This is a genomic window from Amycolatopsis cynarae, from assembly GCF_026802195.1.
GTDB lineage: Bacteria > Actinomycetota > Actinomycetes > Mycobacteriales > Pseudonocardiaceae > Amycolatopsis_E > Amycolatopsis_E rhizosphaerae.
This window is the reverse complement of sequence record NZ_CP113836.1, coordinates 3287629-3303858: the sequence shown is the minus strand read 5'-3', so window position 1 is coordinate 3303858 and position 16230 is coordinate 3287629. Positions and strand designations below refer to the sequence as shown.

Annotated in this window: 9 protein-coding genes; 1 reads left to right on the top strand and 8 read right to left on the bottom strand. The window is 69.8% G+C overall.

Annotation, left to right across the window (positions count from 1 at the left end):
- Positions 1-40: 40 nt before the first annotated feature.
- From ORV05_RS15865 to ORV05_RS15830, 8 genes are all read right to left on the bottom strand, one after another.
- Positions 41-1030: a malate dehydrogenase gene (locus tag ORV05_RS15865; RefSeq protein ID WP_268759262.1), complete on the bottom strand. Its 990-nt coding sequence runs from the start codon at positions 1028-1030 to the stop codon at positions 41-43.
- The gene (locus tag ORV05_RS15860) at positions 1027-3240 is read right to left on the bottom strand and encodes an FUSC family protein (RefSeq protein WP_268759261.1); all 2214 of its coding nucleotides are present in this window, start codon (positions 3238-3240) and stop codon (positions 1027-1029) included. Before ORV05_RS15860 ends, ORV05_RS15865 begins: the two co-directional genes overlap by 4 nt.
- Positions 3237-6257 (bottom strand): GH92 family glycosyl hydrolase, encoded by a 3021-nt coding sequence (locus ORV05_RS15855; RefSeq protein WP_268759260.1) that lies wholly within the window; start codon positions 6255-6257, stop codon positions 3237-3239. The genes ORV05_RS15860 and ORV05_RS15855 overlap by 4 nt, the downstream gene beginning before the upstream one ends.
- Before the next feature lie 169 nt (positions 6258-6426).
- Positions 6427-10218 (bottom strand): GH92 family glycosyl hydrolase, encoded by a 3792-nt coding sequence (locus ORV05_RS15850; RefSeq protein WP_268759259.1) that lies wholly within the window; start codon positions 10216-10218, stop codon positions 6427-6429.
- Positions 10219-10537: 319 nt separating this feature from the next.
- Positions 10538-11860 carry a DUF7933 domain-containing protein gene (locus ORV05_RS15845; protein ID WP_268759258.1) on the bottom strand — a complete coding sequence of 441 codons (1323 nt, stop codon included), beginning with the start codon at positions 11858-11860 and terminating at the stop codon, positions 10538-10540.
- A 126-nt stretch (positions 11861-11986) separates the two neighbouring features.
- Positions 11987-12145, bottom strand: coding sequence for a hypothetical protein (locus ORV05_RS15840; RefSeq protein ID WP_268759257.1), 159 nt, complete (start codon positions 12143-12145; stop codon positions 11987-11989).
- Positions 12146-12194: 49 nt separating this feature from the next.
- Positions 12195-13505 (bottom strand): M20/M25/M40 family metallo-hydrolase, encoded by a 1311-nt coding sequence (locus ORV05_RS15835; RefSeq protein WP_268759256.1) that lies wholly within the window; start codon positions 13503-13505, stop codon positions 12195-12197.
- The gene (locus tag ORV05_RS15830; RefSeq protein ID WP_268759255.1) at positions 13498-14325 is read right to left on the bottom strand and encodes a M55 family metallopeptidase; all 828 of its coding nucleotides are present in this window, start codon (positions 14323-14325) and stop codon (positions 13498-13500) included. Before ORV05_RS15830 ends, ORV05_RS15835 begins: the two co-directional genes overlap by 8 nt.
- Before the next feature lie 110 nt (positions 14326-14435).
- On the opposite strand from ORV05_RS15830, the gene ORV05_RS15825 reads away from it, so the two are divergent.
- Positions 14436-16229, top strand: a complete 1794-nt coding sequence (locus tag ORV05_RS15825) for an ABC transporter substrate-binding protein (RefSeq protein ID WP_268759254.1) — start codon at positions 14436-14438, stop codon at positions 16227-16229.
- The last annotated feature ends 1 nt before the right edge of the window (position 16230 follow it).

Here is a 16230-nt window from a genome sequence, read left to right as displayed (position 1 = left end):
CAGTCGAATCGACCGTGAAGGGACCCTTCACGGCACCGGATCAGATCAGGCCGAGGCTCCGGACCGCGTCGCGCTCCTCGGAGAGCTCGGCGACCGAGGCGTCGATGCGGGTGCGGGAGAACTCGTTGAGCTCCAGGCCCTGCACGATCTCGTACTTGCCGTTCTTGGTGGTGACCGGGAACGAAGAGATCAAGCCCTCCGGCACGCCGTAGGAGCCGTCGGACGGCACGGCCATGGAGGTCCAGTCACCCTCGGCGGTGCCGTTGACCCAGGTGTGGACGTGGTCGATCGCGGCGGAGGCGGCCGACGCGGCCGAGGACGCGCCCCGGGCCTCGATGATCGCGGCGCCGCGCTTGGCGACGGTGGGGATGAAGTCCTCGGCGAGCCAGGTCTCGTCGTTGACGGCCTCGGCGGCGTTCTTGCCCGCGACCTCCGCGTGGAAGACGTCCGGGTACTGGGTGGCCGAGTGGTTGCCCCAGATGGTCATCTTCTTGATGTCGGCGACGGAGACGCCGAGCTTCTTGGCCAGCTGCGCGAGCGCGCGGTTGTGGTCGAGGCGGGTCATCGCGGTGAACCGCTCGGCGGGCACGTCGGGCGCGTGCTGCTGGGCGATGAGCGCGTTGGTGTTGGCCGGGTTGCCCACCACCAGCACCTTGATGTCGTCGGCCGCACCGGCGTTGATCGCCTCGCCCTGCGGCTTGAAGATGCCGCCGTTGGCCTCGAGCAGGTCACCGCGCTCCATGCCCTTCGTGCGCGGACGGGCGCCCACCAGCAGCGCGACGTTCGCACCCTCGAAGGCCTGCTTCGGGTTGTCGAAGATGTCGGTGCCGGCCAGCAGCGGGAACGCCCCGTCTTCCAGTTCCATCGCGGTGCCCTCGGCCGCCTTGACCGCCTGCGGGATCTCCAGCAACCGCAGCTTCACCGGGGTGTCCGGGCCGAGCAGCTGACCGGACGCGATGCGGAACAGCAGCGCGTAGCCGATCTGGCCGGCGGCGCCGGTGACGGTGACGTTGACGGGGGCTTGGGTCATTGCGTACTCCTGCGGACGGGTTCCGTTGTGCGCGAGCCCTCACCTGCCTCGGCCCGGCGGGGGGCGGCAAGCTCGGCGTCGCTTGTGTTCGTGATGCTATCCGTCCCCGCCGAAACCGACCGGGTGCGTCGCCTCACGTTCGCCTGAACCGATTCCGTGGACCGGACGCCGAACACCCGCCCCAGTGCGATGACGGCCTCGTCCAGCCTACTCAGGCTCAACAGGACGGACCGGGCCTGCGCGCTGTCCTCCCGGGTGGTCACCGAGGTTTCGCCACCGCGGTCGAGGCGGCGCTGCGTGCCGTTTCCGACCGCCTCCAGCAGGATCCCGATATTGCTGATCAGGCGGCCGGTGAGAGTGGTGAGCCGGTCGTCGGCCGACAGCAGGCCGGGCTCGGCGCGGGCGGCCACATGGCGGGCCCGGAAGGAGATCCGGTCCAAAGTGGTGAGTACGTAGGAGCCGTAGTCGCGACGGCTGTTCACGCTCATCGGATGCGTCAGCGGCTCCACCGTGGTCCGGACCTGTTCGACGGAGCGGTCGAGCTCACGCGAGAGTTCGATCACGTTCACGTTCTCCCGGCCGGTCAGCAGCGACTCGGCCGCCTCGAGGAAGTCTCGCAGGTCCGCCAGCACCGACTCCAGGTCCGAGCGCAGCACCGTGCGCGTGCGCACCGGCACCACCGCGATCGCGGCCAGGATGCCCGCGATGGCGCCGATCGCGGTCTCGGCCACCCGCAGCCACAGCACCTCCAGGGTGAACGCGCCCAGCAGGCTGTAGAGCAGGCCGAGCATGCAGGTGACGAAGAAGGACACCACCACCTGGGAGACGCGCGCGGTGTAGACCACGCAGAACACGCAGGCCAGGATCAGCAGCACGGTGGCGGTGACGTTGCCGGTGACCAGCAGCGCGAGCAGCATCCCGCCGAAGATCCCGACGAGGGTGCCCGAGACCCGCCGCATGCCCTTCACCAGGGTGGCGCCCGCGGTGGAGGTGTTGAGGAACACCACGAACACCGTCAGCACGGCCCAGTACCAGCGCTGCGGCGAAACCAGCTCACCGCCGAGCATGGCCAGGCCGCCGCCGATCATCGCCTGGATGGCGCTGCGGGTCTGGTTGTCGTAGGCGACGAGCCGCTTCTTCGCGGGCGGTTCGGGCTCCGGGATCTGGGCCTCCGCGGAGTAGTCGTGCACGGCGATCCGCTGGGCGTTGACGTCGGCCAGCGCGAGTTCGGCGATGGCGCGCCGCAGGTCGTCGCCAGGGCCGCGCCGGTCGAGTCGGCTGCCGGAGACGAGCATCCTGCTGAACTCGTCGGTGTCGCTGATCACCGGCAGCTCCTGCGGGTCGTGCTCGATGAGCGATTCGAAGCGCAGCAGCCTGCCGATCAGTTCGTCGCGGACCTCGTCGGGCAGTTCTTCGGTACTGGTGCGGCGCGTGGTGATGGACAGCCACTTCGCGGCCAGTTCGACCTCGATCGCGCGGCGGCGCAGCAGGTCGGACGCGGGCGGGTCGAGGACCTCGCCGATCGCGTCCTCGATCATCAGGACCGCCTCGTGCAACCGGGAGTCGGCGCGCAGCAGCTGCTGCCGCCGCCATTCGGTGCCGCCACCGGCAAGGTACGCCGCCGCGGCCCTGGCCACCGCGGAGAGCCGGGCGCGGAAGGCCTTGCGGATCCGCAGCAGCTCGCGATCCGGATCGTGGCGCAGCACCCCGAACCGGACGAAACCGTTCGCGCAGAGGCCGATGAGGAGCGCGAGCAGGTATCCGGGCAGCTGGGCGGGCTGGATCCGCAGGAACATGGCGAAGAAGAACATGAAGAAGGCCAGCGCGCCGAGGGCGTTGCCGCGCGGGGCGAAGCGCTGTGCGTAGACCGCCAGGAAGATCAGCACGATGAACAGCAGGTTGTCCAGGGGCGGCGCCGCCTGGCCGAACGCGGCGCAGGTCATCGACAGCGCCCCCGAGCAGAACGCCAGCACCAGGGTCACCACCTGTGCCCGAGGTGCCCGGTCGTTGACCGTGAAGGCCGCCTGCATGGCCGCGACCGCGGCGACCATGATCGTCGGGATCGTCCTGCCCGCGGCGAGCAGGACGACGATCGACAGGCCGATGCCGAACACCGCCAGCAGGGCGCGGCGCAACCGCAGCAGGCCGGGGTCGGCGGCCACCAGCCGGTCGCGCAGCCGGTCCCACATCAGCAGGAGACGCTCCATCATCGCTCTCCGGCCAGCAGTTCCCACTGGGCGAGGCAGGCGCGCCTGCCCGCCGCCGAACCGACCCGCAACCGGTAGTGGGCGAAGGCGGCGGGGCGGGCGAGCGCGAACGGGCGGGTCTGGCGCCGCCACGGGAAGACCTCGCCGTCGCGCTCGTCCAGTACTTCCCAGCGGTGGCCGTCGGTGGAGCCTTCCAGTGTCCAGGAACTCGGTGCGCCGCCGGTGCCGGAGGTGAGGGTGTAGATCTCCACCGGCCTCGGCGGACCCTCGGCCGTGTACTCCACGACCGGGGTCGCGGTGCGGAAGGTGACCTGGGTGCGGCTCGTGTCGTCGAACAGTGCCGTCACCGCGGTGCCGTCGGAGGAGCGGGCCTGGGCCGGGACCAGGTCGGTCAGCGGACGCGGGGGTCGCCCGTCCGCGGTGAGCGACGGCGGTTCCGTGCCCCATCGGGACGGGGTTTCCGACAGGTGGAACTCCAGCGTCGCGCCCGCGGTCAGCCTGTGGTGGGCGATCCAGGCCTGCTCGTGCGGTACTCCGTCGACCCGCAGGTCCTCGACGTAGGGACCGTCCCCGGTGGTGGTGATGATCACGTGCCTCCCGTTCTCCAGCCGGATCCGCGCCTGGCCGAACAGCGGCGCGCCGAGTACGTAGCCGGGGCTCGCGCTGCCGAGGGCGAGCGGGTACAGCCCCAGCGAAGCGAAGACGTACCAGGCGGACATTTCACCGTTGTCCTCGTCGCCCGGATAGCCCTGGCCGATCTCGCTGCCCAGGTAGCAGCGGGTCAGCACCTCCCGCACCACGGCCTGCGCCTTCGCCGGGGCACCGGCGTGGAGGTAGAGGAACGGGATGTGGTGCGAAGGCTGGTTGGAATGGCCGTACTGGCCCATCCGCATGTCGCGCGCCTCCGTCATCTCGTGGATGATGCCCCCGTAGGAGCCCGGACGGCGGCCCGTTTCCGGGGTGGCGAAAAACGTGTCCAACAGGGACTCCAGGGCGGCCGGGCCGCCGTGCAGGGCGGCCAGGCCCGCGCCGTCGTGCGGGACGGCGAACGCGGTGTTCCAGCCGTTGGTTTCGGTGTAGTCGTATCCCCAGACCGCCGGGTCGTAGGCCGAGGGGTCCCAGCGCCACCGGCCGTCGGCGTGCCGCCCCTGGAAGAAGCCGATGCGCCGGTCGAAATGGTGCACGTAGCGCAGCGCCCGGTCCCGGAGGTAGCGGGCCTCGTCCGGATGCCCGAGTGCGTCGGCCAACCCGGCGAGGCCGAAGTCGTTGACGCACGACTCCAGCGCCCACGACAGGCCCTCCGGGGTGGACAGCGGGGTGTAGCCGAGGAAGATCGACTCGTGCAGGCCCTTGCGGCCCACGGCGCGGTTCGGCGGGGCGACCGTCGCGTTGCGCAGCGCCGCCCGGTAGGCGGTCCCGGCGTCGAAGTTCCGCACGCCCTTGAGATAGGCGTCGGCGAACGCGACGTCGGAACTCGTGCCGGTCATCAGGTCCGCGTAGCCGGGAGAGGACCAGCGGGAGATCCAGCCACCCTCGCGGAACTGCTGCACGAACCCTTCGATCAGCTCCCCGCAGCGGGACGGCGCCAGCAGCGCGTAGGCGGGCCAGACCGTGCGGTAGGTGTCCCAGAACCCGTGGTTGACCGACATCGGCCCGCCAGTGACCTTCGCCCCGGTGCGGGTACGGGTGCTGAGCCGCAGCCGCCGGACGACCGGGCTGGCGTGGCGACGGCCGCCGGGGGTCTCTTCGTGCGCGGAGTTCGGGTAGAGGAACAGCCGGTACAGGCCCGAGTAGAAGGTGGTGAGCTGGTCCTCGGTGGCCCCGGTCAGCTCGACCCGCCCGAGCAGGTCCTGCCAGGCGGCGCGGGCCCGGTCCGCGACCTGGTCGAAGGTCGTGCCCGCCGGGATCTCCTCCTCGAGGTTGCGGCGGGCCTGCGCGAGACTGATCAGCGAGGTGGCGATCCGTAACCGCACGGTGGACCCCGGGAACCGCAGACCGCGGCCCCGGCGGCGCCCGGGTTCGTCGAAGGTTCCGTACACGAACATCCGGCGGGCCCCCACCGACAGGCGGCTGGCCACGCTGCTGTGTCCGGTGACGATCCCGTGACGCGGGTCGAGCCGGACCCCGCCGCGGCGGCAGCCGAACCGCACCTCGGCCGCGCCCGGGAACCCGAACTCGAACAGGGCGCCGTGGTCGGTCGGCGCCAGATCCACCCTGATCCCGCAGTCGAAGCGCACCCCGTAGTGATGGGGCCGGTCGATCTCGTGCTCGTGCCCGAAGGCCAGCGCCCGCCCGTCACCGGGCATCACCTGCCAGCTGTGCCGGTCGCCCATCCAGGGGCTCGGCTGGTGGCTGACCGCGAAGGCGGCCAGTTCGGGCCGGTTCGCCGCGTTGTTGCGGCGGTGGTACTCGTACAGCCAGTTCGTCGAGGCCGCGTCGGTGACCGGGGTCCAGAAGTTGAACCCGTTCGGCACCGCGGTCGCCGGGAAGGTGTTGCCTCGCGAGAACTCCGCGCTGGAGTGCGTCCCCCTGGTGGTGCGCACGTGGTCCACCGGCTCCCGGCGCCGCGGCGGCCGCTCCGCGACACGCACGTCGTCGACCCAGCCGGTACCCTCGCCGGACACCACGAGCAGGATCGCGCGGACCAGGCGCCCGGCGGGCAGCGGCCGCCGCACCAGGTTCCACTGGTCGAGGTAGAGCGACCTGGGATCGGGCGGGCCGGTCAACCCGCCACCGTCGTCGAACTCGACATCGAGCGCGACGAGGGTGCTGCGGTAGGTGGGTTCCTCGTCCGACTCGGGAAAGACCACATAGGACAGTTCGGTGTGCTCGGTCACCGGGATATCCACCTCGAACAGCCGGTGGACCCCTGGTTTCGTGTAGCGCAGGGCCCGCAGCCCGGTGAATCCGGCACCGGTGCGGGCGGTGGGCGAGCGGACGGGCCCGGTGCCGATCCCGACGTCACCGCCCGGTAACGGATCCCCCTCTTCGAAGGAGGAGAAGAACCGGTCGCCGCTCACCCTCCCACCGTAACCGTGACGGGCTCGCCTGAGCGCGAACAACGGCCGCGACTTTGCCGAGGCCGTGGCCTTCTTTCCCGTGAGGGGTCCCCTCACGGCCGATACGACCGTGGGGGGACCCCCTCACAGCACCCAACACGCGCACGGGCGTGGGACTCGCCCGGCGGGGTCAGTTCGCCAGGAATTCCACCTCCGAGAGGGTGGCCGGACCGCCGGTGAACTCCAGGCGGTAGGTGGTGTAGTGGCCGGGCTGCGCCACGCGGAACGGCCGGGTCTGGTCACGCCAGGTGAAACCCTGGTTCTGGCGAGCGTCCAGCACCGTCCAGTTCACCCCGTCGTTCGAGCCCTTGAGCACCCAGCCCGTGGGGTCGGAGCCGGTGCCCTTGCCCGAGGTGAGCGTGTAGTAGGTGACCGGATCCGCCGCGGCGCTGAGCTGGTACTGCACCGCCGACGCCGTCGCCTCGGTGGCCGTGGTGTTGTCGAACAGCGCCGCGTCGCTGGCGGTGCCCTTGCCCGGACCGGTGACGTCGGTCAGCGGCGTCGGCACCGCGTCGCCCTGGGTGATCGACTTCGGGGCGTCGCCCGTGCCGGTGCCCCAGTTCGACGGGTTCGGCCCCAGGTCGAAGTCCAGCCGTCCGCCGCGGGCGAGCAGATCGTGCGGCAGCGAGGTCGAGGTCCACGGCCTGCCGTTGACCCGCAGTCCCTGCACGTACACGTTCCTGGCGCTGTTCTTCGGCGCGTTGATCACCAGGTCACGGCCGTTGCCGAGGTGCACGGTCGCCTTCGTGAACAGCGGCGAGCCGATCGCGTAGTCCGGGCTGCCCATCTGCAACGGGTAGAAGCCGAGCGCGCTGAAGATGTACCACGCCGACATCTCGCCGTTGTCCTCGTCACCGGGGTAGCCCTGGCCGAGTTCGCTGCCGACGTAGAGCCGGGAAAGCGCTTCGCGCACCTTGGCCTGCGTCTTCGACGGCTGCCCCGCATAGTCGTACATGTACAGGATGTGGTGCGAGGGCTGGTTGGAATGCCCGTACTGGCCCATCCGCACGTCCCGGGCCTCGCGCATCTCGTGGATGGCCCCGCCGTAGGAGCCGGGGAAGTTCGCCGTCTCCGGGGTGGCGAAGAACTGGTCGAGCTTGTTCGCCAGCTGCTGCTTGCCGCCGTAGAGATCGGCCAGGCCCTGCCCGTCCTGCGGCACGGTGAAGGCCATGTTCCAGCCGTCGGTCTCCGTGTAGTCGCCGCCCCACACGCGCGGGTCGTACTTCGAGGCGGGCAGGCGGAAGCTGCCGTCGGGGTTGCGGCCCTGGAAGAAGCCGACGCCCGGGTCGAACATCTTCACGTAGTTCTGGGCGCGGTTGAGGAAATAGGTGTAGTTGTCCTCGTACTCCTGTTTGCGCGGATCGTTCGGTGCGGCCTCCTCGGCGAGCTTCTTCGACAGGTTCGCGATGCCGAAGTCGTTGACGTAGCCCTCCATCGCCCACGACATGCCCTCGCCGGTGGTGGTCGGGGTGTAGCCGAGGAAGATCGAGGTGTCCAGGCCCTTGCGGCCGACGCTGTCGTTCGGCGGGGTCACGGTCGCGTTCTTGATCGCCGCGTCGTAGGCCGAGCGGATGTCGAAGTTCCGCACGCCCTTGAGGTAGGCGTCGGCGAACGCGACGTCCGAACTCGTGCCGGTCATCAGATTGGCGTAGCCGGGCGAGGACCAGCGGGAGATCCAGCCGCCGTCGCGGTACTGCTGGACGAACCCGTCGATCATCTTCCCCGCCATGTCCGGCGAGAGCAGGGTGTAGGCGGGCCACGTGGTGCGATAGGTGTCCCAGAACCCGTTGTTCACGTACAACTGGCCGTCCACGACCTGCTGGGTGAACGGGCTGAAGTAGGCGTACTTCGGCTGCCGCGCGGTACCGACGTTCTCCGAACCGGAGTTCGGGTAGAGGAACAGGCGGTACAGGTTCGAGTACAGCGTGGTCAGCTGGTCCCGGCTGGCGCCTTCCACCTCGATCACGCCGAGGGTGCGGTCCCAGGCGGCGCGTGCGGCGTCGCGCACCGACTCGAAGGTCTTGTCCGGCGCGATCTCCAGCGCGAGGTTCTTCTTGGCCTGGTCGAGGCTGATCAGCGAGGTCGCGATGCGCATGGTGACGGTCCTGCTGTCGAACCTGAGGTAGCCGCGCACGTTGTCCCGGCCCTCACCCGGCAGCATGCTCCCAGCGCGAACGGGCTGGTCGAACGTGGCGTACACGTACAGCCGTCCCGCGCCCGCGGACAGCCCGCTCTTGACGTCGGAGTACCCGCTGATCGAGTTCGTCGCGGGATCCAGCGTGAGCCCGCCGTTGTTGTTCACGTTGTCGAAGACCAGGCTCGCGTCCTGGCCGGGGAAGCCGAACCGGAACATCGCCGCGTGGTCGGTGGGCGCGATCTCCCCGGTGACGCCGTTGGTGAACCGAACCCCGTAGTAGTACGGGCGGGCGGTCTCGTCCTCGTGCCGGAACGCCAGCGCCCGCGCGGCGCGGTTGCCGTCGGGCACCCCCGCGGCGGCCGAGGGCATGATCTGGAAGGTCTGCCGGTCACCCATCCACGGGCTCGGCTCGTGACTGAGCCCGAACGCCTGCAGCGTCGGCAGGTTCTGCGCGTTGTTCGCCTCCTGGTAGCGGTAGAGCCAGCTGTCCGAGCCGGCGTCGGTGACCGGGGTCCAGAAGTTGAAGCCGTGCGGCACCGCGGTCGCGGGGAAGTTGTTGCCCCGGGAGAACGTGCCGTTGGCGTTGGTGCCGCGCGTGGTCAGCACCCGGTCGGCCAGGTGCGGCGCGGGCGACGCGGTGGCGGGGGCGATGCCGATGTCGTCGACCCAGCCGTTGAAGGTGGCCGGACCCGCCGGGTTGTCGTAGCCGAGCAGGATCCTCGCGATGGTCTTGCCCTTGGCCACGCGGCCGATCTCCGAGCGGATCAGGTTCCACTGGTTGGTGTAGAGCGCCTTGCCCGCCCCCTGGCCCTGCGGCGAGAGCGTGAACCCGTACTGGTCGGTGGCGCCGAGCTCGCTGAGGTAGGTGCCGTCGGTGAAGGCCAGGTCCACCGCGACGTTCGTGCTCGGGTAGCTCAGGTCGCCGGTGACGAACTCGGGGAAGATCTTGTAGGACAGCTCGGTGCGCTCGGTCACCGGCAGCCGCACGTCGTAGATCTTGTTGTAGGAGTATCCGTGGCCCTGCGCGGTCTGGGTGCCGCCGTAGTGCAGGGCGCGCAGGCCGGTGTAACCGGCCCGGGACTTGTTGGTGTAGCCGCCCACCGGCCCGCTGTCGGGATAGCTGCGCATGTTCGGCAGCGGCGGTGGTGCCGGTTCGTCGTTGGCCAGCAGCAGTTCCGAGAACTGCAGCAGGGGCGCCCCGCTGTTGGCGGTGATGTTCATCCGGTAGTACCGGTAGGTCGCCGGTGCCGCCAGCCGGAAGTTCAGGGTCTGGAACCGGTTCGGGAAGGACTGCCCGCTTTGCTGGTCGATCGTGGTCCAGGTCTGGCCGTCGGCCGAACCCTGCAGGGTCCAGTCCTTCGGGTCGCGGGTGGGGGCGTCGTTGGCCGACGTGACCGCGTAATGCGTGATCGCGGTCGGTTCGGTCAGGGCGAACTGCACCCAGCCGGTGGGGGAGAAGGCCAGCCACTTCGTTTCGGGCTTGCCGTCGATGAGGTTGAGCGCGACTTCGCCGGCGCCGGTGTTCTCGTCGCTGGCGGTCACGTCGGTGACCTTGCCCCGGATGTCGCCGGGGATGGCCGAACCGTTGGCGCCGTTGACCCCGGAGGTCTTCGGCTGCCCGTCCGGGCCGGTCTCCACGGTGTCCACCCAGCTGGGCGGCGGATCGGTCGTTTCGAAGGAAGAGGAGAAACTCGTTTCGGCGGCGTTCGCCGACGGTGCGGCCAGCAAACCCGCCGCCAGCACGACGGCGGACAGCAGCACCGACACTCCGTTGGTTCGGACCATGCAGCGAAGCTCAACCCGTGATCGCCACCACCGTCAAGGATTCCGCTTGATCCTGACCGAAACCGGACAACGCTCGACGACGCCGACAACAGCGGTGACCATTGCTCGTGGTCACTTGCCGGGGCCGGGCCACCTGCACGTACTCCATCGCCCGGCATCGCCGGGGCGGTGCCGGGCGTTCTGCCACTTCATCCTCGGGTGGGTGTCTCCCGGCGCCGGACCTGGCACCGGGAGACACCCGCCCCGGACATGGTGCACGGGGCGGACACGATCGTGCCCCACGATTCCTGTGCAGGCGAGTCGCGCAACGACGACTGAACTAGCTGGTGGTCACGACTTCCTTGCGTCGTCCGAGCAGCCAGGCGCCGGAGCCGAGCACCGCTGCCGCGAGTCCGACAGGCCAGGACATCATGGGCACGACCTGGACAGTTGTGTCAGCCGGGGGGTTGAGCCCGACCACGGTGATGTTGCCGGGACCGTTGGTGTAGTTGCCGTCATGGGCCGCCGTGACGTTCAGGGTGACGGTGCAGGAGGCCATACCAAGGTCGAGGTTGCCCGTCACCGAGATCGACGAGCTGCCGTTCGGTGCGGTGACCACACCGCTTGGGCAGTTCGTGCCGGCTGCGCCCGCGACGACCATTCCCAAAGGCAAGGTGTCGGTGAAGGACCAGCCGTTCTTGGCCGCCAGTTCGCTGGTGTTGGTGATCGTGAAGGTCAGCGGCACTGCCTGACCGGGCTGGGCCCTGCTCAGGTCGAAGGACTTGTCCAGCTGTGGTGTGGCATCCATGAGCTTGACGTTGTCGAAGGCGTGGTCGTTGCCGCCACCGGAGGGCTGGTTGTTGACCAGCTGGAGACCGGCGGAGTCACCGGCGTACAGGGTCGCGCCCGCGTAGAAGGTGCCGACGTCGATGTCGCCGGGGCCGGGAGCGAGGCCGATTCCAGGGACTGTGACCGGGTGCAGAACCGGGCTACCACAGGGATCGATCTGTACGCCCAGAGGCGATGGCGTGCCGGCAGTGTCCAGTAGGTTCCAGTACAAGAACGGATGTGCGGCCTGGCAGCCCTCGACCGCGACGTCATAGCTCAGCAGGAGAAAACGATTCTTCCCCGGCAGCGCGATGTTCTGCCCCGCTTGGAAACCGGTCTGGAACTCGACTTTGGGGGCACCTGGATCAACAGCCACACCGTCATGTCCCGTGGCGGCCGTGATCGCGTAGTTTCCGGCTGGGTTCGCCGAACTGCCACCCAGCGCGTACGCGATCTGTTGTGAGCCATTCCAGGTCAAGGGACCGCAGTCCGACATCGACGTCGGGCCGGGGGCGTTGGGATCCTGGCCGAAGGACGTGACCAAGCCGTTGCAGTTGCTCAGCCAAGCCGGATCCGCGAAGTAGCTTTGACCGTTCGCGCCGGTGTACTGGTTGAGCCGGAGGATGGGGGCGGGTGAGGCGACGTTCTGGAAATCCTCCAGGTAGATCGTGCTGGGGGCTTGGGGCGTGCCAGGAGTGCCAGGAGAGGCACCGGCCAGTGGAAATCCAGCGCCGACCGCGACCGCCGCGCCCGCCGTGACGACAGCAGCGGTCCGGCGGGCGGCCCGGAAGCGTCTCCCCCCGCGCGCCGGGAGCTTTTCTTGTCTTGGGGACATTGCACTCCTTGGTGAGGTGGCCCTCGCTCGGTCCGGAAACCAGTGCAGGGCGCTACGGACCGGCGTATGCCGGACCGGATGTAGGAACACCCGGTGCTTCCTGGACTCGGGGAGGGGTGCTGTTCCTCACGCGGGCCGCGCGATCTCCTCAGTTCGGGGGACTCGCAGCCGCTGCACCGCATCGTCGTGTTCGGGTGTCGCGATCCGCAGGACGAACACGGTGGCGGCCCGCAGCCATGCGGAAATCCGGGGCCGCAGTGGGGACAGCGGTCGGTGCTCAACCAAGATCCGCTGTCCGCGGAAGAGGTTGCCGGTCCGGGCTGTGTCAGGTACTTCAGCAGTGGGTGAGGAAGTGGTGCAGCACCCGGGTGCCGAAGCGCAGGCCGTCCAGCGGGACCCGCTCGTCCACCCCGTGCGCCATGGCGCGGTACGGGAAGCCCTCCGGCAGCCACAGCGGGGCGAAACCGTAGCAGTCGATCCCCAGCGGGGTGAAGGCCTTCGCGTCGGTGCCGCCGCCGAGGCAGTACGGGACGACCACGGCCTGAGGATCCTCCGCGAGCAGCGCCTGCTCCATCGCGGTGAACCACGGCGAATCCACCGGCGCCTGCACCGGTGGCTGGTGCGCGACGAACTCCCGCTCCACGCCGGGCCCGAGGAGCCGGTCGAGCTCGGCGAACAGCGCGTCCTCGGTGCCGGGCAGGACCCGCGTGTCCACCTGTGCGCGCGCCACGCTCGGGATCACGTTCACCTTGTACCCGGCTTCGAGCATGGTCGGCGTGGTGCTGTTGCGGACGGTGTTCTCGGCCAGCGAGGCGGCCGGGCCGAGGTGCGCCAGCGATCCATCCACATCGGACAGATCGATGGGGACGCCGAGGGCCTTCCCGGTCCGGACGAGGAAGGCCTCGACGGTCGGTGTCAGGTGGACGGGCCAGCGGTGGGTGGCGATCCGGTTCAGCGCGGCGACCAGCCGCACCACGGCGTTCTCGTCGTTGCGCCGTGAACCGTGCCCGGCACGGCCCCGGGCAGTCAGCCGGAGATGGGCCGTGCCCCGTTCGGCCGTGCCCACCGGGTAGAGCCGCACGGTCCGCCCGTCCGCCGCGGGCACGTGGTAGGTGTACCCGCCGGACTCGCTGATCGCCGCGGCGCAGCCGTCGAACTCCGCGCGGTGCTCGGTGGCCAGCCAGTGCGCCCCGAAGATCCCGCGGTCCTCCTCGTCGGCGACGAAGGCGAGCACGAGGTCGCGGCGCGGGCGCAGCCCGGCGGCCACCGCGGCGAGCACCATCGCGCAGAAGTCCTTCATGTCCACCGCACCGCGGCCCCACAGGAACCCGTCGCGGATCTCCCCGGCGAAGGGCGGCACCGACCAGTCCGCCGCGTCCGCGGGCACCACGTCGAGGTGGCCCTGCACGAGCAGCGCGGGCAGCGACGGGTCCCGGCCCGGGATGCGGGCCAGGACGTTGGCCCTGCGGTGGGCGGATTCGAGGATCTTCGCCTCGATCCCGGCGGCGGAGAGCACCGTGGCGACGTACTCCGCCGCGTCACGCTCACCCGCCGAGGTGTCCGGATCACCGGTGTTGGTGGTGTCGAACCGAAGCAGCGCGGCACACAGTTCGACCACGTCCGGCCCGGTGGTGCCCTCAGCCATAGATCCCCTGTACCGCGCCCGCGGCGATCGCCGTGACCACCTTGAACGCCTTCATCGCCTCGGTCATGTCGGGTGCGGTGAAACCGACCCGGCGGACCCCGATCTGTTCGACGGTGGGGACCACCGCCGTGGCCTGCGCGAGATGGCTCGCGTCGAACTCGACCTCGATCCGGTGCGGGGCGGTCACCGGCGCGGCCCGCAACGCCCGTTCCATGCCTCGCTCGGCCGCTTCCCGGATCGCGATCGCGGTGCGCTCCGGCGGGGTGCAGATCGCCGCGTACCGGCTCACGCACTCCTTCACCGCCACACGCACCGCGTCGGGCGCGTATTCGGCGGCGTCGTCGCAGGTTTCGTCGTCACCGGTGACCAACAGTACCGGCACGCCGTACTCCGCGGCGAGCGCCGCGTTGAGCCTGCCCTCGCTCGCGGCCACCCCGTCCAGCCACACCCCGGTGACCTGGTTTTCCAGGTAGGTGTGCGAGAGCACCCCGTCGAACCCGGCCCCGGCGTGGTAGCCGAGGAAGACGACCCCGTCCACGCCCGAGTCGATGCCCTGCATCATCGACAGCGGCTTGTGCCTGCCCGTCAGCAGGCGCGCCCGCACGTCGAGGTCCTCCAGCAGCAGATTGCGCTGCGAGGAGTGGGCCTCGTTCACCAGGACGTCCGTGGCGCCGCCGGAGTGCAGGCCAGCGATGGCGGCGTTGACGTCGCCGGTGAACAGGCGGCGGAAGCGCTGCCACTGCTCCGTTCCCGGCACCACGTCGTCGGTCCAGGTGACGCCGGTGGCGCCCTCCATGTCCGCCGAGATCAGGATGCGCATGGTCCAGACCTTACGTTACGGCTCGGAAACTAACGAAGATGGTCGTTGACTTGACGGGCGCCAAGGTGGTTACTTTTCCGCTTCGAGAGCTTTCAGAGAGGTGGACGCAAGTGGCGATCAGTTCCCCGAGACGGTGGCGGCCTGCCGCCGCCGTGCTGGCCGCGGTTCTGGCGGTGGGTCCCTTCGCACCCCAGGCACAGGCGCAGACCGGCGGCGGCAAGGTGCTGCGGGTGGCGCTCGTGCAGGAGGTCGACCACCTCAACCCGTTCCTCGCCTCCTTCGCCTCGAGCACCATGATCGGCCGCATGGCCTGGGAGTTCCTCACCCTGCCCTCGGCCGAGGACAACACGCCGAGCCCCGGCCTGGCCACCTCGTGGAAGGCCTCCGACGACAAGCTGACCTGGACCTACACCATCCGGCAGGGGATGAAGTGGTCCGACGGGCAGCCGGTCACCGCCAAGGACGCCGCCTACACCTTCAACCGCATCATGAGCGACCCGAAGGCGCAGGAGGCCAACGGCACCTACGTCGAGAACTTCGCCTCCGTCACCGCGCCCGACGACGCGACCCTGGTGATCAGGACCAAGGCGCCGCAAGCGAGCATGAACGCCCTCGACGTGCCCATCGTGCCCGAGCACGTCTGGTCCCCGATCGGCGACATGAACGACCCGAAGACCGACACCGTGCCCGTCGTGGGCGTCGGCGACGGGCCCTTCCTGATCAGCGAATACCGCCCGAACGAGCTGGTGCGGCTCAAGGCCAACCCGGACTACTGGCGCGGCCGCTCCAAGGTCGACGAGCTGCAGTTCATCAGCTACAAGAACGCCGACGCCGCGGTCAACGCCCTCAAGAACAACGAGGTCGACCTGGTCAACCGGCTCACCGCCACCCAGTTCAACGCCCTGCAGGGCCAGTCCGGGATCACCACCAGCAAGGCCAACGGCCGCCGCTACCGCGACCTGCTGATCAACCCCGGCGCGCAGAACGCCGCGCACCAGCCGATCGGCGACGGCAACCCGGCGCTCAAGGACGTCCGCGTCCGCCAGGCCATCGCCCGCGCCCTCGACCCGCAGGTGCTCATCGACAAGGTCATGGGCGGCAACGCGCAGCTCGGCGGCGGCATCGTCCCGGCATCCTTCCCCGCCTACCACTGGGACCCCAGTGACGGCGAGCGGCTCAAGTACGACCCGGCGGCCGCCAACGCCGCACTCGACGCGGCCGGCTACCCGAAGGGGCCGGACGGCATGCGCCCGTTGACCCTGAGGCTGCTGGGCAAGGCCAGCGAGGACTTCTCCCAGCGTGCTTCGGACTACGTGGTGAGCTGGCTGGGCGCGGTCGGCATCAAGGCCACCAAGCAGCTCGTGTCGGACAACGAGGTCTCCGACCGGACCAACCGCGGCAACTACGACCTGGCCTTCTCCGGCTGGGGCACCAGCCCCGACCCCGACTACGTGCTGGGCAAGCAGACCTGCTCGGCGCTGCCCGCCACGGCAGGCAGTAGCAGCAGCAGCGCGTTCTTCTGCGACCCGCAGTTCGACAGCCTCTACCAGCAGGAGAGCACCGAACTGGACCAGGCCAAGCGCGCCGAACTGGTGAAGCAGGCCCAGGCCCGCTACTACAGCCAGGTGCCCAGTTTCGTCCTGGAGTACGACAACCCGCTGGAGGCCTACCGCTCCGACCGCTGGGCGAGCTTCCCGAAGCAGCCCGCGAACACCGGCACGATCATGGAGCAGAGCGGCTACTGGTCCTACTACGGCGCCGTTCCGGCCGGTGAGTCCTCCGCCGGGGGCGGTGGCCTGTCCGCCGGCGCCTGGCTCGGGATCGGCGCGGGTGCGGTGATCGTGCTGGCAGTGGCCGGGACCGCGGTGGCACGGCGGAAGAAGTCCGCCGACGACCAGGAGTGAG

Bases quoted from the DNA above. Each gene is read 5' to 3' on its own strand.
- ORV05_RS15850 (WP_268759259.1), bottom strand. From the start codon at position 10,218: ATGGTCCGAACCAACGGAGTGTCGGTGCTGCTGTCCGCCGTCGTGCTG.
- ORV05_RS15835 (WP_268759256.1), bottom strand. From the start codon at position 13,505: ATGGCTGAGGGCACCACCGGGCCGGACGTGGTCGAACTGTGTGCCGCG.
- ORV05_RS15845 (WP_268759258.1), bottom strand. From the start codon at position 11,860: ATGTCCCCAAGACAAGAAAAGCTCCCGGCGCGCGGGGGGAGACGCTTC.
- ORV05_RS15830 (WP_268759255.1), bottom strand. From the start codon at position 14,325: ATGCGCATCCTGATCTCGGCGGACATGGAGGGCGCCACCGGCGTCACC.
- ORV05_RS15860 (WP_268759261.1), bottom strand. From the start codon at position 3,240: ATGATGGAGCGTCTCCTGCTGATGTGGGACCGGCTGCGCGACCGGCTG.
- ORV05_RS15865 (WP_268759262.1), bottom strand. From the start codon at position 1,030: ATGACCCAAGCCCCCGTCAACGTCACCGTCACCGGCGCCGCCGGCCAG.